This window comes from Acinetobacter sp. PC34 (assembly GCF_051789135.1).
Classification (GTDB): Bacteria; Pseudomonadota; Gammaproteobacteria; order Pseudomonadales; family Moraxellaceae; genus Acinetobacter; species Acinetobacter johnsonii.
Map to the genome: position 1 here is coordinate 2,535,546 of NZ_CP196664.1, position 26,746 is coordinate 2,562,291.

A 26,746-nucleotide genomic window follows, 5' to 3' on the forward strand; every position below is an offset into this window, starting at 1 on the left:
GTTAAGCATATGTCTGGTGGATTTATTGTCGTTTTAGCAATTTTGGCTTTTGCCGCTGTCACCATTTTTAAAGGTGTCCGTATTGTTCCACAAGGTTATAAATGGATCGTGCAACGTCTGGGTAAATACCATACCACGTTGAGTCCAGGTCTCAACTTTGTGATTCCTTATGTCGATGAAGTGGCTTATAAAGTGACGACCAAAGACATTGTATTAGACATTCCCTCTCAAGAAGTGATTACCCGTGATAATGCCGTTTTGCTCATGAATGCAGTGGCCTACATCAACATCACCACGCCTGTAAATGCCGTCTATGGGATTGAAAACTATACATGGGCCATTCAAAACTTAGTGCAAACGTCACTGCGTTCAATCGTTGGTGAAATGGATCTCGATGATGCGCTATCGTCTCGTGATCACATTAAAGCCAAACTTAAAGCAGCCATTTCGGATGATATTTCAGACTGGGGCATTACCCTAAAAACCGTTGAAATTCAAGATATTCAACCCTCTTCAACGATGCAGGCCGCAATGGAAGCGCAAGCGGCAGCTGAGCGTCAACGTCGTGCGACCGTGACCAAAGCAGACGGTGAAAAACAAGCAGCGATTTTAGAAGCTGATGGACGTTTAGAAGCGTCTCGTCGTGATGCAGAAGCACAAGTGGTCTTAGCAGAGTCTTCTCAGCGTGCCATTGAAATGGTCACTTCGGCTGTGGGCGACAAGGAAATTCCTGTGGCTTACTTGTTGGGCGAACAATATGTCAAAGCGATGCAAGACATGTCTAAATCGAACAATGCTAAAACAGTGGTGTTGCCAGCCGATATTTTAAGTACCATCCGTGGTGTTATGGGACGTAAAGACATCTAACTGATGCTTGGTTTCATTGAATGAGGACAGCTTTCGAGCTGTCTTTTTTATTGTGGTTGAGGAAAAACTCAAGCCTCTAAGGAACAAGTATTAAACAAGAGGACATAGTATGTCCTCTTGTTTAATCTAAACACTGAAACTTAGCTTTGGCGAGCCAATAAAAACTGTGAAATCTGATTAAGTTCTGCTGCAGCATCCGTTGGGAAATAAGCCAAAGCAGCAAAGGCTTGATCATGCAAAGTCTTGGCATAGTCTTGTGCAGCCTCAAGTCCCATCAAAGCTGGATAAGTCGATTTTTCGACTTGCTCATCCTTCCCTGCGGTTTTACCTAGGACATCTGTATTTGAAATGATATCTAAAATATCGTCTTGCACCTGAAAAGCCAAACCAATTGCCTGCGCATATTCGCGTAACTTTGGAATCGCTTGATCACAACCGTCAAATACAGTCACCGCGGCCATCATCACCGCAGCAGAAATCAATGCACCCGTTTTATTTCGATGGATATTTTCAAGTGCAGTCTGATCGACACGTTTACCTTCGGCTTGCAGGTCGAGGACTTGTCCACACACCATTTTAGAACTCGCTGTCGCTAAAATTTGCATCTGCTTCAGTACAATACCCTGATCAACCACTGGGCCAGCATCAAACAGTCGACTACCTAAAATTTCAAATGCCATAGACTGCAAGATATCGCCCGCAAGCAACGCTGTATCTTCACCATAAGCCACGTGACAGGTCGGCTGACCACGACGCAAAAGATCATTGTCCATACACGGCAAATCATCATGTGCCAAGGAGTAACAATGAATCAGTTCCACTGCCACCGCGGCACGGCGCACGGCAGTTGCATTATTGTTTGGATTTAAATGTGCCGTGGCATAGCACAGTGCAGGACGCACACGTTTACCACCTAACATGACCGCATGATGCACGGCACTCTTTAACGGTTCTGGAATTGAAAAAGCATCAAGTGCCGTCAATAAATCATCGTGAATACGTTGTTGAGCCTGTTGGAGTGCATTTGCTGATACGTCGGTTAGTGCTGACACATTCGCCTCGAATAACAATAGGATAAATTAATCTGGTGCTCAGTTTGCCTGAGCCGATCATTTGAAATGATCTGTTGGCATGATACTGCTTTCTGCCCGCTTTCTCTATGCCGAAAGCACAAACAAGGCACAGTATTCTATTAATTTTTGCAGACTAGATGATAAGAATAACTTTTCTACTATTTCAAGCCGCCATTACACAAGCAATCAGGCTCTAAAATTCACCTCTCATGCTCTTGGTTATTTTTAGCCTTCTTATCACAGACCTAGAGTTGACATAAAAAAGCCTCTACAGAAAGAGGCTTTTTACATCGCGTTAATCCAAGCTTTCCGCTGGAATACGCACCCAACCTTCCATCAACACGCGTGCACTACGGCTCATGACAGCTTTTTTTACTACCCACTGACCCTTTTCTTGTATCGCTTGCGCTCCCACACGTAAGGTCCCTGAAGGATGACCAAAACGAACGGCTTCACGTGCTCCACCACCCGCGGCCAAATTGACCAAGGTTCCTGGTATCGCTGCTGCGGTACCAATGGCAACAGCTGCTGTCCCCATCATCGCATGGTGTAATTGACCCATAGAAAGTGCACGAACCAATAAATTGGTGTCTTGCTCTGTAATGGTTTTACCACTCGACGAGACATATTGTTTTGGCTTAGAAACAAAAGCAATTTTAGGCGTGTGTTGACGACTGGCAGCTTCAGAAATGTCTTGAATCAGCCCCATCTGTTTTGCACCATAGGCACGAATGGTTTCAAAACGCGCTAAAGCCTTGGCATCGCCATTAATTGCGTCTTGTAATTCACTCCCCGTGTAGCCAATGTCTTCCGCATTTAAGAAAATGGTCGGAATACCTGCATTGATAAACGTTGCTTGGAAGCGGCCAATCTCTGGAACCTCTAAAGTGTCAACCAAATTCCCTGTTGGGAACATGGCACCACCATCTTCACCATCATCGGCTGGATCTAAAAATTCAATTTGCACTTCTGCAGCTGGGAACGTCACGCCATCAAGTTCAAAATCACCTGTTTCTTGAACTTGCCCCTGCGTAATAGGTACGTGTGCAATAATGGTTTTTTGAATATTCACCTGCCAAATGCGGACTGTGCAGATGCCATTTTCTGGAATACGTGCAGCATCGACCAAACCATTTGAAATCGCAAATGAGCCTACAGCAGCCGTTAAGTTGCCACAGTTTCCGCTCCAGTCGACAAACGGCTGATCAATCGACACTTGCCCAAATAAATAGTCGACATCATGTTCGGGCTGTTGGCTCTTCGCTAAAATCACCGTTTTACTGGTACTCGATGTTGCACCACCCATACCATCAATCTGCTTTGCATAAGGATCGGGGCTACCAATTACACGGAGCAATAACTGATCTCGAACGCGTCCAGCCTGTTGCGCAGCTTCTGGGAGATCATCTAATTTAAAGAATACGCCCTTACTGGTCCCTCCACGCATATACGTTGCTGGAATTTTGATTTGCGGTGCAAAACTCATTTTTATTGAATCCTTCATATTTATCATTGTGTTAAGTCAAAAGATCTGATTTAACTTAGGCTCATCATACCTTTTTTCCCTATGCCTACGTAAAATACAGACTTAAGTCTAAAAAAACATCATTTGTGAACGTCCGGTTTCCAAATAAAATTCCTGATTTGATAATTTAAATAAAATTAATATATTGATTCGTATGTTTTTTATTTACAATTCATTACACATTATTTTTCATATGAATAATAACTTTTTTTCATGAATTTTGAGCTACTATGCGATTTCTTCACGATCTATTACAATCGGAAACACTTATCCATTGTCGGGCTGAAATAACTTGAATAAAGAGTCGTCTCAACTTCAGCGTGGCTTAAAGAACCGTCATATTCAATTGATTGCCATGGGCGGCGCAATTGGTACTGGCTTATTTTTAGGTTCCGCACATGTGATTGAATCTGCTGGCCCATCCATTATTTTGGGCTATGCAATTGGCGGTTTAATTGCATTTCTAATCATGCGTCAACTCGGGGAAATGATCGTTGAGGAACCTGTAGCTGGTTCTTTTAGTCATTTTGCAAACAAATACTGGGGCAAATTTGCAGGCTTTTTGGCTGGCTGGAACTACTGGATTCTATATGTTCTAGTAGCCATGACCGAACTGACCGCAGTTGCGAAATATATCAACTACTGGTGGCCCCACATTCCTGCGTGGGCATCTGTACTCACCTTCTTTGTTATCATTACCTTAGTCAATTTAGGTAATGTGAAATTTTATGGTGAATCAGAGTTTTGGCTAGCTATCATCAAAGTCACGGCCGTCGTCGCCATGATTGTTTTTGGTCTTTATCTTTTGGCTACAGCAGGCGCAGATTCTACGGCTTCATTCAGCAACCTTTGGTCACATGGCGGTTTCTTCCCACATGGTGTTGAAGGTCTATTCTATATGCTTGCCTTCCTCATGTTTGCCTTTGGCGGTATTGAATTAATTGGTATGGCTGCAGCAGAAGCTGATAACCCACAAAAATCAATTCCTAAAGCAATCAACCAAGTGGTATTCCGTATCCTCATTTTCTATGTGGGTTCATTAACCATTTTATTATCACTTGTACCTTGGAATGAATTGCAACTTGGCGGCTTAGATAAGAGCCCATTTGTAATGATCTTCAGTCAATTAGGTATTGGTTGGGCCGCGCATTTGCTTAACTTTATTATCTTGACTGCAGCACTTTCTGTATATAACAGCGGTATGTATGCTAACAGCCGTATGCTGTTTGGTTTAGCACAGCAAGGCAATGCACCTAAAATCTTCAGTAAAACCAATAAGCAAGGTGTGCCAATTCCAGCAGTCTTGTTCTCTGCTTTACTGATTTTCGGTTGTGTACTATTAAATTATTTTGCGCCAGAAGATGCTCTCAGCAACTTAATTTATATTGTTGTTGGTGCTTTGGTATTGAACTGGGCCATGATCAGCTTAACTCATCTTCAATTTATGAAGGCCATGAAAAGCGAAGCAAAAAAACCATTATTTCCTGCACTTTGGTCGCCTTTCAGTAATTACCTTGTTCTTGCATTTATTGCTGTAGTGCTTTACATCATGTGGACTCAAGGTTTAAGCGGCGCTGTGATCATGATTCCAATTTGGATTGTATTAATGTTCGTTCTATACAAAATTCTGTATAGAAAAGCATAAAATATTCATTTTTAAATAGTTATTGTTTCGGCAATAACTATTTTTTTTGAGTAAAATCAGCTACATTAACCGCACTTTTGCGCTCTTAGCTTAACTGGATAGAGCAGTTGCCTCCTAAGCGACCGACGTGGGTTCGAGTCCCGCAGAGCGCACCATTTTATGGTTGTTTTCAACCTCTCTATGCCTAATCATAAACACTAAAAATTCGATTCATCGCGCCCAGATACTAATAATCCCCTTCAATCTTGGACGCTGATTCAACAGCCGCTCAAGCTAATGCAAAAAATTCAGCGTGATCAAACTCGCTCGCGGCGACACCTACATCTGGGTTTTCAAATCAGGTTTTAGTAAGTCAAACTGTTCTTGATCTTTTACAATTAATTTTCGTGCTCAAATCAGTTGCTTGGCTGTTTCATTTTCAAATAGCTATTCTCAACAGATGCACTGAATGAGCCAAATTTCATACCCAATTTTTCCATTCTATTTTAGTCCTATAGCACAGATTTCATCCTGAAATCTTGGTATAACAAAGCGCCCCTATTTTAAAAATATTTTTATGAATAATATTAATTTAATTTATAGGTCAATCATTTACCAATTTTATTTATTACGTAATTAAATTACGTATTGAATAATAATTTAGATCAAGTATGATGAATTAAAACTTCTACACTTGTTCACTCAACATTAAGAATGCTGCAGAACAGGTGCCCCATGTCAGACAAACGGATTTGTCTCTCTCGCTCTAAAATTGTAGCGACCAGTCCGTTGGCTCTGAAAGGAATCGTTAAAAAAGATAAGCAATAGGATTGCTTAAAAAAGAAATGAGGACGTTGTATGAATGAATTAGCCAACCCATTAGAACTGTGTGGATTCGAATTTATTGAATTTGTTTCTGAAGATGGTCAGCTAGATGCGGTGTTTGAAACCATTGGGTTCAGCAAAGTGGCAAAGCATAAGTCTAAAAATGCGTATTTATGGCGTCAGGGCAAAATTAATATCATTCTAAATTATCAGCCTGAATCGTATGCAGCTTATTTCTATAAAGAACACGGCCCTTCTGCCTGTGCAATGGGTTTCCGCACCAAGAATGCGGCAAAGGCATTTAAAAAGGCGATAGAAATTGGTGCTGAACCCATTTACAACCAAGTTGGCCCGATGGAGCTGAATATCCCAGCGATTAAAGGGATTGGCGGCTCTCCTATTTTCCTTGTCGATTGTGACATTTACCAAAATGACTTCATCTTCTTTGATGATGTAGCATCCAATCCTGTCGGCACAGGTTTATATGAAATCGACCATTTGACCCATAATGTGTATAAAGGCCGTATGCAGTATTGGGCTGATTTCTATGAAAAGATTTTTAACTTCCAAGAAATTCGCTACTTCGATATTAAAGGTGAATATACTGGCCTGACGTCCAAAGCACTCACGGCGCCAGATGGCAAAATCCGTATTCCGCTCAATGAAGATTCGGATAAAGGAAATGGTCAGATTGCCGAATTCCTCAATGAATTTAACGGTGAAGGCATTCAGCATATTGCCTTCATTTGTGATGACCTGATTAGCACTTGGGACAAGTTAAAAGCTTTAGGTGCCAAGTTCATGACACCTCCGCCAAATACCTATTATGAAATGCTAGATGAGCGTTTGCCTAACCACGGTGAACCTGCTGATGAACTACAAAAACGGGGCATTTTGCTGGATGGCAATACTAAAGACGGTAATAAACGCCTCTTGTTGCAAATTTTCTCCCAAAATATGCTAGGCCCTGTCTTCTTTGAATTTATTCAACGTAAAGATGACGACGGTTTTGGTGAAGGCAACTTTAAAGCGCTATTTGAGTCGATTGAACGCGATCAAATTAAACGTGGCGTTTTAGATGTATCGAAAGCTTAAACGATTTCTAGAATTTCCCTGTACATATAGTTTTATGTACAGGGAAATTTAACTTTTGCGCAAAATTATACTCGTAAAAATTAAAGTCCGCTCCGATGACAATATAAAAATAACTAAACATCATCATGGTTCAAGGCTTTATCTCACATGGATGAAGAATAAAAATGCAGCACATTGAACAAGGAAACCTGAAAAAAGGTTTAAGTAATCGTCATATTCAGCTCATCGCCCTCGGTGGTTCTATCGGCACTGGGCTCTTCCTCGGCATTTCACAAACCATCAAACTCGCAGGACCTTCTGTTATTTTAGGCTATGCCATCGCAGGCCTTATTGCCTTTCTCATGATGCGCCAGCTCGGTGAAATGATTGTGCATGAACCCGTGAGTGGTTCTTTTAGTCATTTTGCTTATAAATACTGGGGCAAATTTGCGGGCTTTATGTCTGGCTGGAATTATTGGGTACTGAATATTTTAGTGTGTATGGCTGAACTCAGTGCTGTCGGCCTCTATATCCATTACTGGTGGCCTGATATTCCAACGTGGGTTTCTGCTTTGGGTTTCTTTATTTTCATTAATGTCATTAATTTACTGCACGTGAAATTATTTGGTGAAATGGAGTTTTGGCTAGCCATCATTAAGGTCGTGGCAATTATTGCCATGATTGCTTTTGGGAGTTACTTGCTGGCTAGCGGTAGTGGTCATAGCCAGTCTAGCTTACAAAATTTATGGCAGCTCGGTGGCTTCTTTCCCAATGGTATTACAGGTTTAGTGATGGCTATGGCCATGATTATGTTTGCTTTCGGTGGAATTGAACTGGTAGGTATTGCAGCAGCAGAAACAGATAACCCTCAGAAAACCCTCCCAAAAGCCGTCAATCAAATTGTTTACCGCGTCTTGTTGTTTTATATCTTAAGCCTAGTCGTAATTTTGTCGCTTTATCCATGGAATATGATGGCTGAAGGCGGTAGTCCTTTTGTATTGATTTTCGACTCTTTAGGCAGCCAAACCGTGGCCGCTGTTTTAAATTTTGTGGTTTTGACTGCGGCTGTTTCTGTCTATAACAGCACCAATTACTGTACCAGCCGAATGCTGCTGGGTCTGGCACAACAGGGCAATGCCCCAAAATTTTTAAGCAAAATTAATCCGCGTGGTATTCCTGTAAATGCCATTATGGTTTCAGCTTTCTTTACTTTAATATGTGTTCTGATTAACTATTTATTTCCTGAAAAAGCATTTAACTTACTCATGATGCTGGTCGTAGCGGCTATTGTGATTAACTGGGTCGTGATTTCTTATACACATTTAAAGTTTAAAAAAGCCATGAATCGCATGCAGGTAAAAACTCACTTTCCAAGTGTGGCCTATCCATTTACCAATTATTTATGTATTGCCTTCATGGCGAGTATTCTGCTCATTATGAGTCGTAGCCCAGATATGCAAATTGCAGTTCTTATGATTCCAGTCTGGATTGCAATTTTACTGACGGCTTATCTCTTTAAACGAAAGCAAGAAGATCATGTTGCGTTGCTTGAAAAAAGTAAAATCACTTCCTTACCAGAAGCGTAATATCGTATTTATCATATTAGGATGTATTCATGTTTCAACATATTGATGCCTATGCAGGTGACCCGATTCTTTCTCTGATGGAGGAATTCAGCAAAGATACGCGCCAGAATAAGGTCAATCTCAGTATCGGACTTTATTATAATGAAGATAATATCGTGCCGCAGCTACAGTCGGTTCAAGAAGCCTATACGCATTTAATTCCAGACTATGACAAAGTCCGAGTCTATTTGCCGATGGATGGGCTCAAAAGCTTTAATCAGGCTGCACAAGAACTCATTTTCGGTCAGGCGAGCCCTGCCCGTCAGCAAGGGCGTATCGTTACCATTCAGACTTTGGGTGGTTCTGGTGCACTCAAAGTGGGTGCAGACTTCTTGAACAAATACTTTCCGCAGTCTGAAATCTGGGTCAGTCAGCCGACTTGGGAAAACCATATTGCGATCTTTAATGGCGCTGGTGTTCAAACCCATTTCTATCCTTATTACGATGCGGATACCCATGCCGTGAATCTCACGGCGATGCTAGATACCCTAAAGCAGCTACCTGCTCAAAGTATCGTACTACTGCATCCTTGCTGTCATAACCCGACAGGTGCAGATTTAGCACCTCATGAATGGGATCAAGTGATTGAGGTTCTAAAAGCAAACAACTTGATTCCTTTCTTGGACATGGCCTATCAAGGTTTTGGTCAAGGCTTGGAACAAGATGCTTATGCGATACATGCGCTAGATCGGTCTGGTATGAACTTTATTGTCAGCCATTCTTTTTCCAAGATCTTTTCCTTATATGGCGAGCGCGTTGGTAGCTTAAGCTTTGTCTGTGATGACGCAAACATTGCCCAAAATGTATTGGGTCAACTTAAAGCGACAGTCCGCCGCATTTATTCTAGCCCAGCAGCCAACGGTGCGTTATTGGTGAGTCAGGTATTAAATGACACAGCGTTGTCTCAGCTATGGCAGTCTGAATTAGAAGAAATGCGTCAGCGCATTTTACTGATGCGTCGCTTACTTGAAGACAAACTCAGTCAAGCGCTACCAGATATGGATTTTAGCTATCTGACCCAGCAACAAGGCATGTTTAGTTATACGGGCTTAAGTGCAGAACAGGTCGATTTGCTGAAACAAGATTATAGTATTTATTTAGTCCGCAGCGGCCGTATGTGTACTGCTGGCCTGAATTTAAACAATATTGATTATGTGGCTGAGTCGATGGCAACTGTGCTTAAAGCTGCAAGTTCCACTGAGTCTGTGTTTGCTTAAGATATATCATGCTCACTTAGGCTTCTCACTCTAGGGTTAGAAGCCTTTTTTATCGTTATTTTTCAGAATTTGAATCTAGGCAACCTAAGTCTACGGGTTTCAGCGTCACTATCTAGTTCCTAATTTTCCCTTTTCCTTTAGACAAGGTGTCAGAAGATGAAATATTGATACTGTCTAGCACGACCGCATCCCATAAAAAAATCCACCAGAGGGTGGATTTAAAACTTAATTCATCTTTTCAATGTAATCGACGCTTTTATATGGCAGCAGCTGGACGAAATAAAGCATCGATCTGTCGCTGTACGCCAAGTACATAATCAATTGCTTGCTGCATTTGCCCTTCAGGTAACTGATCTTCTGTGCCAATACAAGTAATGACATGATCCAGTTGCTGCGTGAAATTAAAGACTGGAATACTAATCGCATTGATCCCAGCCATCATATCTCCTGTGACTGAAGCATAACCTTGACTCAGGATTTTCGCTTTCAGCTCTAAAAAATCTTCCCAATTTGCAGGATACTGCTCTGGTTTAGCGCTACTTTCCCATTCTTTTTCCAATAATGGCTTGATGATGTGCTCAGGCTGATAGCAGGCATGCAAGCGCCCTGTCGCAGATTTGAGCAGAGGCATGCGTGAACCGACTCGAGTAATAATATTAAAGACATGGTTAGATTCTAAAGACTGAACCACGACCGCGCCATCGGCGAACCATTTACTCACATGAATACTGCAATTCAGACTTTGCTGGATGTCCTGAATATAACGCTGGCTTAATTCCAGCATATCTGTTCGCTTGAGTGCATTCACCCCAAAAGCATGTGCGCGCTCACCTAAACTATAACGCCCATCAGTTAATTGCTGAGCATAGTCTTTACGAATCAAACTCACCACATAACGGTGTACTTTGGCCGGATGCATGGATAAAACTTCGGACAGCTCTTTTAACATCATCGGTGCATTATGTGCGGTTAATGCATCTAATACGGTTAATCCAACTTCCAGAGACTGAACCCCTCCCTGTATTTTTTCTTCCTCAACACTCATCGCTTTACCCTGCATAGCTGCATTAGTTGTCATAACTCCATTGGTGAATTGTACTACTTAAATCAAAAATGTGAGCCATCTAAACCTGACTCTCTCATTCAGAGTAGTATAGTCCAACAATTTACACTATTCATAAATAAATTATTTATTGCGTAATTTTAAAATATAAGTATGATTCTATCTAGAACTTAAATTTTCCACGGAAAGGATCAATATCCATGAGCAAACGCTTGAAGTCATTTGTTGAAATTGCTGCACATTCAGATTTCCCGCTAGAAAACCTGCCTTATGGCATTTTTAGTGAAAAACACAATTCGCAGCCTCGTGCTGGCGTAGCACTGGGAGAATGGGTGATTGATCTGGCGGTACTGGAAGCGCATAGTTATTGCAAACTAACAGATGGCAAACTGGTCTTTAATCAGCCGACACTGAATATGTTTATTGAATCAGGTCAAGCCAATTGGTCTAAGGTCCGCGCAGAATTACAAGCTTTGTTGTCCGCAGATAATCCTGAACTTCGTGATAATCAGGCCCTGCGTGATCAGGTCTTCTTCAAACAATCAGACGTCAAAATGCATATGCCTGTACACATCCCAGGCTATACCGATTTCTATTCATCTAAAGAACATGCCACCAATGTCGGTTGTATGTTCCGTGACCCGAAAAATGCGCTGCTACCCAACTGGTCAGAACTCCCTGTTGGTTATAACGGTCGTGCCAGTTCGGTCATTGTGAGTGGTACAGACATTGTCCGCCCATCAGGACAAATCAAGCTGCCAGATTCAGAACGTCCTATATTTTCTGCTTGTCGTAAACTCGACTTTGAACTGGAAACTGGCTTTATCGTAGGTAAATCAAGTCAGCTGGGTCAACCTGTTCCAATTGAAAACGCTTGGGATCATATTTTCGGTATGGTGCTGTTTAATGACTGGTCTGCGCGTGACTTGCAGCAATGGGAATATGTACCACTTGGCCCGTTTAATGCGAAAACTTTTGCGTCATCTATTTCACCTTGGATTGTGACGCTGGAAGCACTTGAGCCATTTAAAACCAGTTCTCCTGAACAAGAGCCGAAACCTTTGGCTTATCTGCGTGAAGACAACAGCAGCAACAGCTATGACATTCATCTTTCGGTTGAAATTCAGCCTGAGAATGACGACAAAAGTGATGTGATCTGCAAAACCAACTTTAAATATATGTACTGGTCCATGGCTCAGCAGCTAACTCACCATACGATTGCGGGCTGTAACTTGCAGGTCGGTGATTTGATGGGTTCAGGGACCATTTCAGGACCAACTCCAGATTCTTATGGTTCATTGCTCGAAATCACATGGAATGCCAGCAAACCTTTAACGCTATCAAATGGCGAACAGCGTAACTTCATTCAAGACGGCGATACCGTCATTATGAAAGGCTATTGTGAAAAAGGTGATTTGCGTATTGGCTTTGGTGAAGTCAGCGGCAAAATTCTGCCAGCAGTGGATTTTGGTTTTACCCAATAATTGCAGATCAGGATGTTGCCCATGAAACTGTATACCTATTTTCGTAGTTCTGCGGCTTACCGAGTTCGTATTGCCTTGAATTTAAAAGGTCTGGCTGCTGAACATGTACCTGTGCACTTAGTCAATAATGGTGGTGAACAGCATAGTGAAAGCTACCGTCAAATCAATGCGAGTGAGCTGGTGCCCACATGGGCAGAGCAAGATTTTGTCTTGACCCAATCGCTAAGTATTCTTGAATATTTAGAAGAAAAATTCCCAGACACGGCCCTGCTCCCTCAAGACTTGCAGCAGCGTGCTTTGATCCGTGCATTTAGTTTAAGTATCGCCTGCGACACCCATCCGCTCAACAACCTACGGGTACTTCAGTATCTGGTGGGTACATTGGAAGTAAGTGATGCGCAGAAAATAGCTTGGTATAAACACTGGGTTTTAACGGGCTTTAAAGCCCTTGAAGCACAGCTAGAACAGTCAAATGGCAAATTCTGTTTTGGCAGTCAGCCGACCCTAGCGGACTGCTGCCTGATTCCACAAGTCTATAACGCTCTACGTTTTAATCTTGATTTATCCGATTATCCAAAAATTTGTTCGATCTACACCCATTGCAACACTTTAGAAGCCTTTCAACACGCTGCACCTGAAATGCAGCTTGAAGCCTCTTAAGTTTTTTATAAGGATATAAAAATGACCATTCAAATTGAAAAAATCCACCACGTGGCCTACCGTTGTAAAGATGCCAAAGAAACGGTGGAATGGTACAAAAAAAACCTAAATATGGATTTCATTCTCGCCTTTGCTGAAGACCATGTCCCTTCAACCAAAGCCTTTGATCCCTATATGCACCTATTCCTAGACGCAGGAAATGGTAATGTTCTGGCTTTCTTTGAACTGCCAACCCAGCCTGAAATGGGCCGTGATGAAAACACCCCAAAATGGGTGCAGCACATTGCACTCAAAGTCAAAGACCGTCAGGCACTGATTGATGCTAAAGAACACCTAGAAGCCAATGGCATAGAGGTCTTGGGCATTACCAATCATGGTATTTTCCACTCAATTTATTTCTTTGATCCAAATGGTCATCGTTTGGAACTGGCCTATGACGATGAAAAAGCGCCACAAAAAATTGCCATGATTACAGAACAAATGAAATATGACATGCTGGAAGAATGGAGCAAAACCAAACGCGCACCGCAGCATACGCACTTCCTACATGCAGATGAATTAAGCCAAAACTCTCGTACCGCCAAAGTAGACGCTTAAGTCTGGCGGAAGTTGTGCTGATGGTGAATGCCTTAGAGGCAACTTCAACGATGATAAAAAACGCAAAGCAGCTTCGGCTGCTTTTATGATTTAAATAGATAGGATTTCTTATTTTAATTAGCTACTTAGAGTACCTTAAATCTCCTATCAATCATCAATAATTGCTTTCCATTTGCTTCACGGCGAATCCTATTTCCGTCCTCATCCGTATCGAATCAAATTGTTCATGCATGAAACCTGTCTATGCATCCCTTTAAACTTATAGGTTTAAGCACCAGTCAAATAGGCAGCAATTTCATCAGCCGCAGCTCTTGCTGTTCTGGACACTCCAATTAAAGTCGCCGATGCCATGCCTGTCCACTCACCATAGCCAACCAACCATAAGTTATTTAGTTTCATTGAACGCCCATTATAAACAGCAACCGTTTGATCAGGCCCTACCACACCAAGACTTCTTAAATGATTGAGTGCGGGGTTAAATCCTGTACACCAAATGACAGCATCTACCACTTGTGTTGAACCATCAGCCCAAATAACCGAATGCTCAGCAAATGCTACAAAAGGCTCTCGACTGTGCAAAACTCCTCGTGTTCTTGCCTCTTTGACACTGTCAATCATGACAATATCTCCCAACCCACCTGCGAGCTGTTCCAAACTCCGACCTTCCTGTTGTGCTTTTAAACGCTCCGTTGCACGAAGAAACAAGACCCGCCCATCCACATCATCTGATAAAAATGCTGGTGCTGTCATCGTGACCCAAGTTGTTTCTGCCACTTTTGAAACTTCGGCAAGAATTTGTGCGCCTGAGTTACCACCACCGACAACGATGACTTTCTTATTTTTAAAAGGCGCTGCATTGACATAGTCCGCTGAATGAAGCTGTATTCCTTTAAATTTTTCACGTCCAATATCATTAGGAATATGAGGCTGGCTCCATGTACCTGTTGCACTGACCACAGCCTTTGCCCGCCAATATTGATCTCTAGCATACACATCTAAATAGCCATCTTTTTGTTCAATATGATCGACATGGACTGGCCGAATGGTCGGAAATTGATAGCGTTGCTCGTATGCCGACAAATATTCGATCACTTCATTTCGCGTTGGGTAGGTGTGTTCAGTCGTTGGCATCATCCAACCCGACAACGAACTCCATGTATGCGGTGAAAAAAGACGTAGCGACTGCCATGCATGCAGCCATGCACCGCCAGCTTGCGATTGATCATCTAAAATCACAAATGGAACTTTTTTACGTTTGAGAAAATAAGCTGTAGCAAGTGCCGACTGACCACCACCAATAATAACCACATCGACTTCTGCTTGTAGTTGTGCCAAAGCCACTCTCCCATTTGCTATAGTGAAACCATATTCATAATTAAAAAAGCCCAGTCTATTCAACAAACTAAGTGACTTTTAAAAACTGATCAAATCTGTAATTGGGCTTTTCAATTGCACAAGCTACTTTTCAACATCTTTGATCATCTAGAGTTTATAAACTCCGTTGATTAACACGCTTAGATAATTCTTCTGCCGACTCTTTTCGCTCTGAATAACGGTCTGTGAGGTACTGACTTTGCCCACGCGTCAGTAGCGTGAATTTATACAGCTCCTCCATGACATCGACAATTCGATCATAAAAAGCTGAAGGTTTCATCCTGCCATCTTCTTCAAACTCTAAAAAAGCTTTGGGAATAGACGATTGGTTTGGAATGGTGATCATCCGCATCCAACGGCCTAAAATACGCATCTGGTTTAAGCTGTTAAAAGACTGCGATCCACCACTGACTTGCATGAGCGCCAAAGTCTTGCCTTGGGTTGCACGAATCGCACCACCTGCCAATGGAATCCAATCAATTTGTGATTTAAAAATTGAACTCATGGAGCCATGACGTTCCGGCGAACACCATACCATCCCTTCTGCCCATGCGAGTAGGTCATGCAACTCTTTAACTTTGGGATGCTCAGTGTCCGCATCTTCAGGTAAAGGCAAGCCCTTAGGATGAAAGATTTTTACTTCAGCACCAAAATGCTCCAAAATACGCCCAGCTTCCATCACCGCTAATCGGCTGTATGAACGCTCACGGTTAGAGCCATAGAGCAGCAAAATACGTGGTGGATGATCCAACTCTTTAGCTTGTACCTTTTCTAAAGTCGGTTGATCGAGAAGATTCATATCTACATTTGGGAGAATCATAGAAATTACACCTCTGCTTTAAAAAACTTTTTTCTAAGCCACAAAGACACACTGACCAAAGCAATCAACACTGGTACTTCAACCAATGGGCCGATCACCGTGGTAAATGCGACTGGTGAAGCTAAACCAAAGGTCGCAATCGCGACAGCCAGCGCCAATTCAAAGTTATTTCCCGCAGCTGTAAAAGAAATAGCTGTGGTTTTAGGATAATCGTTCCCCATCCATTTGCTCATGAAGAAGCTGATGAAGAACATCACGATAAAGTAAATCGTCAATGGAATCGCAATATGCAAGACATCCATCGGTAAGCTCACTACGTCGTTCCCTTTGAGACTAAACATCGCCACAATCGTGAACAATAACGCCAACAAACTCAGTGGACTGATCTTCGGTAAAAAGACATGTTGATACCAATCCAGACCTTTAGCTTTTACTAGAGTGAATCGCGTCATAAAGCCAAGGAAAAATGGAATTCCCAAATACACCAGTACCGCATGGGTAATGGTCCAGAAATCGACATTGATCACTTGCCCTGCAACGCCAAAATAAGGCGGTAAAAAGGTCAAGAACAACCAAGCATAGGTACTGAAGAATAAAATCTGGAAGATACTGTTAAAGGCCACCAATGCCGCAACATATTGGTTATCCCCACAGGCCAAACCATTCCAAACCAAAACCATGGCAATACAGCGTGCTAAACCAATCAAGATCAAGCCTGTCATGTATTCAGGATAGTTATGCAGGAAGATGATCGCTAAAGCAAACATCAGAACAGGTGCGATGAGCCAGTTTTGTACTAAAGAGAGTGTCAGTGTTTTCTTATCTTTGAATACCTGTGGCAAAGTGGCATAGTTCACTTTTGCCAAAGGTGGATACATCATCAAAATCAAACCGATCGCAATCGGGATATTGACTGAATCTACACTCATTTTATCCAGAACCACTGAGGCTTGTGGAAAGAACACGCCTATCGCTATTCCAAACCCCATCGCAATAAAAATCCATAGCGTGAGGTTACGATCTAAAAAGGATAATTTTTGTTGAGCCATGATGATCTCATTTAATCTGCGAAATTTGATTGATTGCCGCAATCAAATCTAGGCGAGACATATGTGTTGTATCGAATGCCCATAAAGCATCTAAGCGACGGTTGATATGATCCACAGTGACTTGGAAGGCTTTGAGTTTTTCTTCTTTCGGCAAGACTAAATGTGATGGATCAGCCAAACCCCAATGTGCTTTGATTGCACCACCTAAATAAAGTGGGCAAGCTTCCTGAGCGGCTGAATCACAAACCGTAATCACCACATCAGGTTGGTATTGTTCACAGTCATCAATGGTTTTACTCCACAAGCCTTCGGTTGAAAGACTTAAATTTTCTAGAGTTTCAATGGTCAATGGATGCACCTGTCCAGATGGCTGGCTGCCTGCACTATAGGCTTTCCAACCCTCTGGGGCACGACTATTAAACAACACTTCGGACAAAATGCTGCGACAGCTATTTCCTGTGCATAAAAAAAGGAATTTCATATTGTTCTACTCGCAATAACTCTTTATTTGCGAAAAAGGGCGTTCAATTTGGGGCTGTAAGTCAGCATTTTTTAGGGTATTTAAGACGTCTATGCACCAAGTGGGTAAATTAGGATTGAGACTGTAATAGACCCATTGCCCTTGACGTCGATCTTGTAAAAGACCTGAAGAACGCAGTAAGGCTAAATGCCGCGAAATCTTAGGTTGGCTGAGTTGTAGTTTTTCAGTCAAATCACAAACACACTGTTCATTATTTCCAAGAACCAACATGACGATATTGAATCGCGTTTCATCAGCTAAACATTTAAAAAAATTGATTTGATCCATACTTTCACCTACTCAAACCTCTGGATATAGCAATACTTACAGATACCCAGTACATATTTATTTTAATCGCTGCCCATTTGCATCCAACACTTGTTCACCGTCTTCTTTACTAAAAGCATCCTTTTGTGGGAGTGGCAGAATTTCTAAAACCAATTCTGACGGACGACTTAAACGAGTTCCTAATTCAGTGACTACGAATGGACGGTTAATCAAAATTGGATGCTGCAGCATAAAATCTAAAAGCTGTTCATCCGTCCAGTCCTCACGGCCCAACTCGAGATCACGATAAGGTTCAACATTCTTACGAATCGCTTCTCTCACCGTTAAACCTGCATCCGCGATCATTTGAATCAGTTCATTTTTAGATGGAGGTGTTACAAGGTACTCAATCACTTCAGGTTCAATATTGGCATTACGAATTAATGCCAATGTATTACGTGATGTACCACATTCAGGGTTGTGATAAATCTTAACTTTTGGAGTAGCAGACATTTGCTCAAACTCAATTGAATCCTTATATATACTTATATATGAATAAACATATATATGCAACTCCATATTTTAAGAATAAAAAATGATCTTTTTTGAATATATAGTGATCGAATGAGCATGTTAAAATTAAATAAAATATAAGATTTAGAGGTCAAGCTATGGAAACAGTCATGATTACTTTGATCTTAGTTATTATTTTGATTTTACTTGTCATATTTTATAAAAAGAAAAAATAAACGATGGCTTTTGGATTTATGGATAGGCTCCGTAATAACCTAAATCATTCATTGATCTGTGAAAAGGTAAGAGAGCTTTTCGCTCTCTTCTTAGCTTAGGAATTTCTGAATCATAGCCCATCAAATCAGCAACACCCTCTAACACTGTCATACAGCGTTAGAGGGATAATGATCTAAAGATTGTATTGCTTCGGCTGTCTAATTTGCCGTATTAGGCATCATCACCAGCCCAGACCATATTCCCTTTTTTAAGCATTACTTAATGCACTGGCTAAATCACCAGTACCCTTCAAGTCAGACACCTGTCCGTCCAAAGGCTGACTAAACTGGATACGCTGAATCGTTGCTGCCCGCTCTGCGGAGAACACTGGGATTTGACTCATCGCAAATTCAGACAGTGCGGTAATGGTCAGTGAGGGATTCACACCTAAATTTCCAGGTACAATCGAACCATCTAATACGCGTAAATTTTGATAACCAAAGACTTGACCAGTGAAGTCCACAACGCCATTCGACTTGTCATTACCCATCGCGACACCACTCATAATATGTGCTGTCGTTGGCGTTCCCAGTAGAATTTCAGTAAGTGCAGAACCTGGCTCTCCACCCAACTTTTGTGCAATCATTTTAGTGGCTTCTTCAGCCGCAGGGAATGAAACTGTGAGTGGCGTATCCCCTTCTTTTTGCACGGCAGTAATACTATTCTGGAACAGTCGATACCACTTTCTACGCCATTCAAAATGAATGAATGCTTCAGACTTTTGCATTACCAATAAAATAATAGAGTCTTTGGCTTTACCCTTATAACTTAGCACTTTAAAGGTTTTTAAGGGATGCAACAGTGTAGTGAACACAAACTTCATAAAGCGCATAAAGCCCTGACCAGTCACCATCGGCACATATGGAATATAAATCCATGAAGCATCAGCACCTTCAGGGAAACGTGTGACCTCAATATTGGTATCTGCATCAACCGAAATAAAAGAGCTGATTGCCACCCCATCATCCAGTTTTTTTCCTGTGTTGTTTACTGTGGTCAGGGTTTCCGAATTCGTCCGAACTTCCTGTCCCAGCAATGAAGAAATATTGGGTAAAGTCTTATGCTGATCACGCATTTTTAACAACATCGGTACCGTACCCATCACCCCTGCAGATAACACTACCCCACGACTGTGCAAACTATACTGACGAACTTGTTTCCCAAGGGTTTCTTTGACTATTACTTCGTAACCTGCGCTACCATCTTCATTCAGTGGTTTAATTTTCACCACTTCTGAACTTGGACGAATTTCAACGCCATTACGCTCAGCAAAATACAGGTAATTTTTCATGAGGGTATTTTTTGCATTGTTGCGACACCCCAACATACAAGCACCACAATAAATACAGGAGTTACGATCTGGCCCATCTCCATTAAAATACGGGTCTTTCGCTAATTGACCTTCCTGACCAGCTGCTTGCGAAAAGAATACCCCTGTGTTGACCGTTTTAAAAGAGTCTGCATATCCAATTTCACTCGCAACTTCTTTTAACGTGTCATCTGCAATATTGGTATAAGTATTATTCGCTGTACCCAACATACGTTGAGCGAGACCATAAAACGGCTTTAAGGTTTCTTTCCAGTCTTTACGAATCTTGGTCCACGCCTCGGACTCAAAAACAGCATCAGGTGGAATTAAATGTACATTGGCATAAATTTGTGAGCCCCCACCAACGCCTACCCCGTGCAAAATGGTGGTTTTACTGGTGAAAGTAAATTGCATCGTACCTCTGAATCCCAGTTCAGGACGCCACAAATAGTTTTTGGTGTCTAAATTGGTGGTTGGAAAATCCTTATCTTCACGGCGTAAGCCTTTCTCCAAAATCAGGACTTTATAGCCTTTTTCACTAAGGCGTAAAGCACTGACCGATCCACCAAAGCCTGAGCCAATCACAATTTGATCATAATCAAAATCTATTTTATTCATCCTATTAACTCCTTTAATAGTTTTATTTTTCTGTTTTTAAATTTAAGCGCTTATGACTTCATCCGAATCAATAAATTCAACAGCCAATTGGCAAATTTTCCGTAAGGCGGCGCGAGAAACTTCAAGCTTGAAAAACCCGCCTGATAAAACACAGGACGCATTTTGGAAAAAGTCAAAAAGCCTTCATAGCCATGATAGTGCCCCATCCCGCTGGCACCGACTCCACCAAATGGTAAGTCATGCTGCCCGACATGAAATAAGGCATCATTGACCGAAACCCCGCCCGACATAACTCTGCTGATATAAAATTCGACTAAGCTTTTGTTATTGCTAAATGGATAAAAGGCCAATGGACGATCACGCTGAACAATATAGTCAACAACATCTTCAGGCTTTTGGTAGGTTTTGACCATCAAGATCGGGCCAAAGGTTTCACGCGTATCAATTTCCATCTCATCATTACTGTTCAACACCAAAGTCAGTGGAAATTTTCGTGTCGCAGCATCAGGCTCTTGCTGATTTAAATTAATTAAACTAGCCCCTTTGGCTTCAGCATCTGCCAAGCTATGTACTAAGCGCTGAAATGCACGCTCATCAATCACAGAAGTATAATCTTTGCTATGAATATCAGGCACATGTTCCTGCACCCAAACTGATGCCGCTTGAATAAACGCTTGTAACCTCGACTCATGTACAAATAAATAATCGACATTGGTACAAATTTGTCCCGCATTAAACTGTTTCACAAACATAATGCGTTCTACAGCTTTCTCAATAGGGTATTCAGGGTCAATCACCGCAGGAGATTTACCACCCAGTTCCAGAGTCACAGGGGTTAAGTTTTGTGCTGCAGCAGCCATGACTTTACGCCCTGTCGCACCAGAACCAGTAAACATCAGGTGGTCAAACGGCAATTTTGAAAATGCGATACCCACTTCACCAGTCTCATCGAAAATCTGTAATTTTTCCGCTTTAAAATATTTGGGGCTTAACTCAATCAGCAATTCAGCCAAATGTCTTGAATTTTCAGACATTTTAACCATAGCCGTATTTCCCGCAGCAAACACGGCCGACAACTGTGAAAACATCAAATTGATGGGAAAATTCCACGGCACAATAATTCCAATCACCCCCAGTGGCTGAGGAATTACGCGGTTCTTCGCACCAAAATACAAGCTATGATCGACATGTCTTTTTTGTACTTTAGTCCACTGTTTCAAGTGTTTGATGCTGCCGTTAATATCATCTGTGACCGTAATAATTTCTGCCAGTAAGGTTTCATGACGTGAACGATTGCCATAATCTCGATTCAGGGCTTCAATAATTGCTTCACGGTGATCGTTAATCAGTGCTTTTAAATTCAGTAAATGTTGCTTACGTTGCGCAATCGTTTCAATGCCTTGTTGATGAAAGCTTTTGCGCTGCAATTGAAAACAATCGTGTAATGTCTGTTCTATCACTGTTTGCTCGATATGAGGCTGAACCGTAAGTTGCATATGCTTTTCCTTTCACGGCTAAAAATGGTGATTCAATACTTCTTTTCTATGTTGATTGAGACAATCTCTTATCCTACTTTAACAAATGACTTGAATTATGCTTGACTTTTTAGGACACTAAATTGATCTTTTAGGACAACACGGAATGTTGTAATGGGAAGTTATATTCGTGCAGCCAGCCTCGGCGGTTTTGAAGACTTAGTCCGTAGTTATGGCGTAAACCCTATAGAAATCTTGAAAGAGATCGGGATTTTACCTGCTTTACTCCGTGATCCAGATTCATTTATTCATTATGATCATTATTTAAATTTATTGGAAAAAGCGGCCTTAGCTTGTCAGGATGATTGCTTCGGTTTAAAACTCGGTGCACTCCAAAATATTAGCACAATCGGTTTGATTGGCGTCTATATGTCCCGACAAATGACCATACTTGAAGCCTTAAGCGTGGCGCAAAAATATGTCTATTTACATGCTGAAGGCATTGTCTTCCACGTCTCGCAACATAATGCTCTGCTCTGTAAGCTGAACTTTGTGCGTTTAAGTGAATACAACACCGATGTACCACAAAAATCACAACTGGCCATTTGCCTTGTCGCGAATATTTTAAAAGATTTGATTGGCCCGCAGTGGCATGCAGAAAAAATTTGCTTCAAGCAAAAAGCACCACAAAAAGGTGCTCAAACTTTCCAAGCACATTTTTCATGTCAGGTAGAGTTTGAAACCGATGAAGATGCACTTTATTTTCCTGCAAGCTTTTTAAGCTATAAACCCTATAATTTTAATGAAGATGCCATCAATCAGCTGATCGTACAGCAGCTTGAAACACAAAGCAGCACCAAAACTGAAGACAATACCGCACTGATAGAGAGTTCAGTCCGCATGCTGATGGCGACAGGAGACTGCAGCATTGAAAATATCGCACTCTGTATGGGCATGCATCCGAAAAAGCTTCAGCGCGCTTTAAAAATGCAAGGAACAAGCTATCGAGATATACTCGAAAATGTCCGAAAAAAAGAAGCACTGCGTATGCTTGATGCAGGCAATGTGAATTTGACGGATATTGCTCTACAGTTGGGCTATGCAGAGTTATCTATTTTTAGTCGCAACTTTAAAAGTTGGTTTGGCGTTCCTCCAACCGAGTTAAGAGACAAAAGTCGAAGCCATATTGTATGACTTCTGGTTTTGCTACTTTGTTCAATAATGAGCATACCTCTGAGTTTCAAGATCAAACCAAATGGCAATATTTCCACGATTAATGAGAACTCGGTTATATGAGGAGCAATTGCTTGTACGGTCAATTTTAGGTGCTGGCTTCTTCATTCGGAAATTATATTGCTAAAGATGGCTTTAAGAATAGGTTTGTACAACAAAGCCCATCCTTCTAATCATTTATGGTTCACAGTAGAGCGATAGCGAACTAAAACTCTAAATTTTTTAATAAATTATGCTTTTAACGGTATAACAAAACTACAGCTTAATTTAAGTCAAGATTGAGTGCTGATTACACCGCTTAATAACCACCTGTATTCATTCATCTATATTTAAAACTAAAGATTTTTGTTCTTAACATTTGTTTCAGCTTTTATATATTTTTTATAACACAACGCAATATAACCGCAACAATTATCATTGTCGCTGTAGACAATATTAATCATGTAAAAAACAATAACTTGATCTTCTAAATAAAAATAATCGATAAATGATCTACGAAATATAATTTTGTATTATAAATACAGTAAAGAAAAAAGTGATACGAATCACAAAAAGGATTTATTTTTACGCTTAATTGAGTAAATTTTAACCAAAAAATAAATTTTATATTTCAAATTATATATTTATATTTTTCATTAACTTAAGTTGAAAAAAAGTGTTTTTTTAGTGTAAAAACTCTATTGCGATCACTTTTTGAACTGATTAGTTATGTCTAGAGCATTTACTCTTATTTTAATTGTGCTATTTTTGTGACACGGAGTAACAAATGATTTCGGTTAACCGACTTCTCCAAAAGCCAAAAAACATAAACACAAAATGAGCAACAAACATTTGCATTTGCACCTCAAGGAAAGACGTAGAATGAAATTAAAGACATTAACGACAGCAATGATTTTAGCAACTGTACCAATGACGGGGGCATTTGCCGCTGCTCTAGATCGTTCAGGTCAGTCAATCTCTGCATTCTTGCAACCTGGTAATTACTTTGAAGCAGGTATTTCTGTATTAGATCCAGATGTATCTGGGAAGGCTATTTCAACTGCTGGTGGCGGCAATCTTTCTGACATGGGAGATGATTACTACTTCCCCTCAGCTGCTCTTAAATTACAAGTAACAGACCACTTCTCATTTGGTTTGATCTATGACCAACCATTTGGTGCTGATGCTGCATACTCAACAAGTGACCCACTTGTTGGTCTCAATACAGGTTTGTTACACTTAAACGGTGAAGCAACTGAAGTAGAAGTTGACACTCAAAGTTTGTCTATGATTTTTGGTTTCCAGCCAAATGAAAATTTCAACATTTATGCTGGTCCTGTTTATCAAACAATTAAAGGTAATGTTCAATTACGTGGTGCGGCATATGGTTCAGCTAACGGCCTTGGCTTATATAATGCTGATTTAGATGAAGATGGTGCAGTTGGCTGGTTAGCTGGCTTTGCTTATCAAATTCCTGAAATTGCTTTAAAAACATCTATCACTTATCGCTCTGAAATTGACCACAAAGCATCTGCTCGCGAATATGGTCAAAGTAACGTATTAGCATTTGTTGGCAGTAGCCCTGTTTACGATGTAGCAACAGATGCAAATATTACAACTCCCCAATCTGTTAACCTTGATTTCCAAACAGGGATCATGGCAAATACAGTTGCCTTTGCAAATGTACGTTGGGTGAATTGGAAAGACTTTTCTATTGACCTAAAACAATTCGGAACTGTTGCAGATACTCTAGGTGCGCTAGGCCAGACTCCAGACAACCCAAATGGCTTTGATATTGTTGGTTATACTGATGACCAATGGTCAGCAAACGTAGGTGTAGGCCGTAAATTTAATGATCTATGGGCAGGTAATGTCTCAGTAGGTTGGGATTCTGGTGCAGGTAATCCTATATCAACTCTTGGCCCAACTGAAGGTTACTGGAATGTTGGCTTAGGACTTCAATATAGTCCAACACCTGCAACCTTTATCGCTGGTGGTGTTAAATACTTCTGGTTAGGCGATGCAAAAGCGCAAGTCGCATCTAACTTTGGATCAGATACTTATGTTGCAGAATTTAATGACAATGATGCTTTAGCTTATGGCTTAAAAATCGGTTACAAGTTCTAATTACTAATACTGAAAAAACCATCTGCAAAGATGGTTTTTTCATTTTCAACAATGACACCTACGCTCTTTTTTATACACTTGTGATTCATTTGAGCAACAAATAAACACTTAAACATTTTGCATAATATTCAATCAGCCACTCAGCATCTAAAAATAAATCCATATAAATCATAAAATTAATATTTTTTTTTAGTGTTTTTACTCTACACAAGTATATTTTTTAACTTTTCAGTTCATTTTACAACCGTAGTTGAGCATTTACTCTTTTTGTATTTATGTTACTTTTCGTGCCAATCACTTACATAAAGCTACAACAAGGAATGTTCCCTATGAAGCTTACAGCTCTTCGCTCGGCTATTTTGCTCAGCTTAATCCCAACAACTTCTGTCATAGCTGGCGGTCTAGATCGATCTGGGCAATCAATGTCTGCTTTTTTTCAATCGGGCAACTATGCTGAAGCTGGTTTTACAGTAATTGATCCAACTGTAGAAGGTACCTCTACAGTTGTTAAAGATGAAAAAATCAGTGATATGGGAGGTGATTACTACTTCCCTTCTGCAGCGATTAAAATACAGCCAACCGATAATATTTCACTAGGATTATTATATGATCAGCCTTTCGGTGCTGATGCAACCTACTCATCAACAGCAGGTACATTTGGTAATGGTACGGAAGGAACTTCTGTTGAAGTTGATACTCATAATCTAACTGCGCTGATTGGTTACCAACCCAACCAAAACTGGAATTTTTATGCAGGCCCCGTATATCAAACAGTTGAAGGAAAAGTTTCATTACGTGGCGCCGCATACGGTGGTACTCGTCTATTAGGTGGCTACGACATAGATCTCAAAGAAGATGATGCTTTCGGTTGGATTGCAGGTGCCGCATACTCTATTCCTGAAATTGCACTTAGAGCTGCTATCACTTATCGCTCTGAAATTAAACATGAACTTGATACTTCAGAAACATTTGCCCTAGGTGCTGTTGTTCGTCCCAACTCAAACACAGAAGTTGTTACACCTCAGTCTGTAAACATTGATTTGCAATCAGGTGTCGCTAAAGATACCTTAGCTTTTGCAAATATTCGCTGGGTACATTGGGATCAATTTGCAGTTAAGCCAACATATTTAGCTGCTGCAACACAAGCTGCAAGAGGTAAAGCACAAAATCTAATCGACTATTCAGATGATCAGTGGTCTATTACAACAGGTCTTTCTCATAAGTTTAATGATAAATGGGCTGGTTCAGCTTCTGTTGGTTATGACTCTGGAGCAGGTAACCCTGTTACGACACTTGGCCCTGTAGAAGGAAACTGGAGTATTGGATTAGGCGCTCAATATAGCCCTGCACAAAGCTATTTCATTGCTGCTGGCGTACGTTACCTATGGTTAGGTGATGCAGATGCACAAACAGGTGGGAATGTTGTTGGTAGCTTTGAAGATAACAGCGCCCTTGCATATGGTATGAAAATTGGCTATCGCTTTTAATTAATCTATGTTAACTAACATTGAATTCAATGAAAAATGGCGCTAATTGCGCCATTTTTTATTAT

22 protein-coding genes, 1 tRNA gene and 1 pseudogene are annotated in these 26,746 nt (G+C 41.0%); 12 read left to right on the plus strand and 12 right to left on the minus strand.

Features of this window, described 5'->3' with window-relative positions; genetic code table 11:
• The first annotated feature begins 9 nt into the window (after window positions 1-9).
• Complete coding sequence (locus tag ACSC9N_RS12390) at window positions 10-867, plus strand: SPFH domain-containing protein (RefSeq protein ID WP_058869115.1); 858 nt, start codon at window positions 10-12, stop codon at window positions 865-867.
• A gap of 140 nt (window positions 868-1,007) precedes the next feature.
• Here ACSC9N_RS12390 and ACSC9N_RS12395 read toward each other — a convergent pair whose 3' ends face one another.
• A complete protein-coding gene (locus ACSC9N_RS12395; protein ID WP_439036044.1) occupies window positions 1,008-1,919 on the minus strand; it encodes a polyprenyl synthetase family protein in 912 nt (303 codons plus the stop codon).
• Window positions 1,920-2,235: 316 nt separating this feature from the next.
• A complete protein-coding gene (prpF, locus tag ACSC9N_RS12400; protein ID WP_058952180.1) occupies window positions 2,236-3,426 on the minus strand; it encodes a 2-methylaconitate cis-trans isomerase PrpF in 1,191 nt (396 codons plus the stop codon).
• A 331-nt stretch (window positions 3,427-3,757) separates the two neighbouring features.
• On the opposite strand from prpF, the gene ACSC9N_RS12405 reads away from it, so the two are divergent.
• The 5 genes from ACSC9N_RS12405 to ACSC9N_RS12425 all read left to right on the plus strand — a co-directional run bounded on the left by ACSC9N_RS12405 (window position 3,758) and on the right by ACSC9N_RS12425 (window position 9,830).
• Window positions 3,758-5,110 carry an amino acid permease gene (locus ACSC9N_RS12405; RefSeq protein WP_029574969.1) on the plus strand — a complete coding sequence of 451 codons (1,353 nt, stop codon included), beginning with the start codon at window positions 3,758-3,760 and terminating at the stop codon, window positions 5,108-5,110.
• A gap of 79 nt (window positions 5,111-5,189) precedes the next feature.
• A tRNA-Arg gene (locus ACSC9N_RS12410) sits at window positions 5,190-5,265 on the plus strand.
• A gap of 682 nt (window positions 5,266-5,947) precedes the next feature.
• Window positions 5,948-7,009, plus strand: coding sequence for a 4-hydroxyphenylpyruvate dioxygenase (hppD, locus tag ACSC9N_RS12415; RefSeq protein ID WP_058952181.1), 1,062 nt, complete (start codon window positions 5,948-5,950; stop codon window positions 7,007-7,009).
• Between the two features lie 164 nt (window positions 7,010-7,173).
• Complete coding sequence (locus tag ACSC9N_RS12420) at window positions 7,174-8,574, plus strand: amino acid permease (RefSeq protein WP_004981288.1); 1,401 nt, start codon at window positions 7,174-7,176, stop codon at window positions 8,572-8,574.
• 29 nt (window positions 8,575-8,603) lie between these two features.
• Window positions 8,604-9,830: an amino acid aminotransferase gene (locus ACSC9N_RS12425; protein ID WP_058952182.1), complete on the plus strand. Its 1,227-nt coding sequence runs from the start codon at window positions 8,604-8,606 to the stop codon at window positions 9,828-9,830.
• A 256-nt stretch (window positions 9,831-10,086) separates the two neighbouring features.
• Here the strand turns inward: ACSC9N_RS12425 and ACSC9N_RS12430 are convergent, their stop codons facing one another.
• A complete protein-coding gene (locus tag ACSC9N_RS12430) occupies window positions 10,087-10,908 on the minus strand; it encodes an IclR family transcriptional regulator (RefSeq protein ID WP_058952183.1) in 822 nt (273 codons plus the stop codon).
• 185 nt (window positions 10,909-11,093) lie between these two features.
• Between ACSC9N_RS12430 and fahA the strand changes: the two genes are divergently transcribed.
• The 3 genes from fahA to ACSC9N_RS12445 are packed head-to-tail and all read left to right on the plus strand — an operon-like array spanning window position 11,094 to window position 13,634.
• Window positions 11,094-12,377, plus strand: a complete 1,284-nt coding sequence (gene fahA, locus ACSC9N_RS12435) for a fumarylacetoacetase (RefSeq protein ID WP_058952184.1) — start codon at window positions 11,094-11,096, stop codon at window positions 12,375-12,377.
• A 21-nt stretch (window positions 12,378-12,398) separates the two neighbouring features.
• Complete coding sequence (gene maiA, locus ACSC9N_RS12440) at window positions 12,399-13,037, plus strand: maleylacetoacetate isomerase (RefSeq protein ID WP_058952185.1); 639 nt, start codon at window positions 12,399-12,401, stop codon at window positions 13,035-13,037.
• 21 nt (window positions 13,038-13,058) lie between these two features.
• Window positions 13,059-13,634: a VOC family protein gene (locus ACSC9N_RS12445; protein WP_058952186.1), complete on the plus strand. Its 576-nt coding sequence runs from the start codon at window positions 13,059-13,061 to the stop codon at window positions 13,632-13,634.
• A gap of 267 nt (window positions 13,635-13,901) precedes the next feature.
• On the opposite strand, the gene ACSC9N_RS12450 is transcribed toward ACSC9N_RS12445, so the two are convergent.
• The 8 genes from ACSC9N_RS12450 to ACSC9N_RS12485 form a co-directional block, all read right to left on the minus strand.
• Complete coding sequence (locus tag ACSC9N_RS12450) at window positions 13,902-14,969, minus strand: ArsO family NAD(P)H-dependent flavin-containing monooxygenase (RefSeq protein ID WP_058952534.1); 1,068 nt, start codon at window positions 14,967-14,969, stop codon at window positions 13,902-13,904.
• Window positions 14,970-15,123: 154 nt separating this feature from the next.
• Window positions 15,124-15,828 carry an arsenical resistance protein ArsH gene (arsH, locus tag ACSC9N_RS12455; RefSeq protein WP_058952187.1) on the minus strand — a complete coding sequence of 235 codons (705 nt, stop codon included), beginning with the start codon at window positions 15,826-15,828 and terminating at the stop codon, window positions 15,124-15,126.
• Between the two features lie 5 nt (window positions 15,829-15,833).
• Complete coding sequence (gene arsB / locus ACSC9N_RS12460) at window positions 15,834-16,877, minus strand: ACR3 family arsenite efflux transporter (protein ID WP_058952188.1); 1,044 nt, start codon at window positions 16,875-16,877, stop codon at window positions 15,834-15,836.
• Between the two features lie 7 nt (window positions 16,878-16,884).
• A complete protein-coding gene (locus ACSC9N_RS12465; protein WP_058952189.1) occupies window positions 16,885-17,358 on the minus strand; it encodes an arsenate reductase ArsC in 474 nt (157 codons plus the stop codon).
• A gap of 6 nt (window positions 17,359-17,364) precedes the next feature.
• Window positions 17,365-17,685 (minus strand): metalloregulator ArsR/SmtB family transcription factor, encoded by a 321-nt coding sequence (locus ACSC9N_RS12470; RefSeq protein WP_058952190.1) that lies wholly within the window; start codon window positions 17,683-17,685, stop codon window positions 17,365-17,367.
• Window positions 17,686-17,742: 57 nt separating this feature from the next.
• Window positions 17,743-18,177 carry an arsenate reductase (glutaredoxin) gene (arsC, locus tag ACSC9N_RS12475; protein WP_058952191.1) on the minus strand — a complete coding sequence of 145 codons (435 nt, stop codon included), beginning with the start codon at window positions 18,175-18,177 and terminating at the stop codon, window positions 17,743-17,745.
• Window positions 18,178-18,661: 484 nt separating this feature from the next.
• Window positions 18,662-20,380 carry a GMC oxidoreductase gene (locus ACSC9N_RS12480; RefSeq protein ID WP_058952192.1) on the minus strand — a complete coding sequence of 573 codons (1,719 nt, stop codon included), beginning with the start codon at window positions 20,378-20,380 and terminating at the stop codon, window positions 18,662-18,664.
• A gap of 50 nt (window positions 20,381-20,430) precedes the next feature.
• On the minus strand, window positions 20,431-21,876 hold the full coding sequence (locus ACSC9N_RS12485) for a coniferyl aldehyde dehydrogenase (protein ID WP_005399985.1): 1,446 nt from the start codon (window positions 21,874-21,876) through the stop codon (window positions 20,431-20,433).
• Between the two features lie 153 nt (window positions 21,877-22,029).
• Between ACSC9N_RS12485 and ACSC9N_RS12490 the strand changes: the two genes are divergently transcribed.
• Entirely contained in the window at window positions 22,030-23,049 is a 1,020-nt protein-coding gene (locus ACSC9N_RS12490) for an AraC family transcriptional regulator (RefSeq protein ID WP_005399986.1), read from the plus strand.
• Window positions 23,050-23,079: 30 nt separating this feature from the next.
• Here ACSC9N_RS12490 and ACSC9N_RS12495 read toward each other — a convergent pair.
• Window positions 23,080-23,196: pseudogene (locus tag ACSC9N_RS12495) on the minus strand (IS5/IS1182 family transposase); the annotation flags it as partial.
• A gap of 753 nt (window positions 23,197-23,949) precedes the next feature.
• Between ACSC9N_RS12495 and ACSC9N_RS12500 the strand changes: the two are divergent.
• Complete coding sequence (locus tag ACSC9N_RS12500) at window positions 23,950-25,194, plus strand: OmpP1/FadL family transporter (RefSeq protein WP_010326172.1); 1,245 nt, start codon at window positions 23,950-23,952, stop codon at window positions 25,192-25,194.
• A 329-nt stretch (window positions 25,195-25,523) separates the two neighbouring features.
• Window positions 25,524-26,681 (plus strand): OmpP1/FadL family transporter, encoded by a 1,158-nt coding sequence (locus tag ACSC9N_RS12505; RefSeq protein WP_029574964.1) that lies wholly within the window; start codon window positions 25,524-25,526, stop codon window positions 26,679-26,681.
• Window positions 26,682-26,746 lie beyond the last annotated feature (65 nt).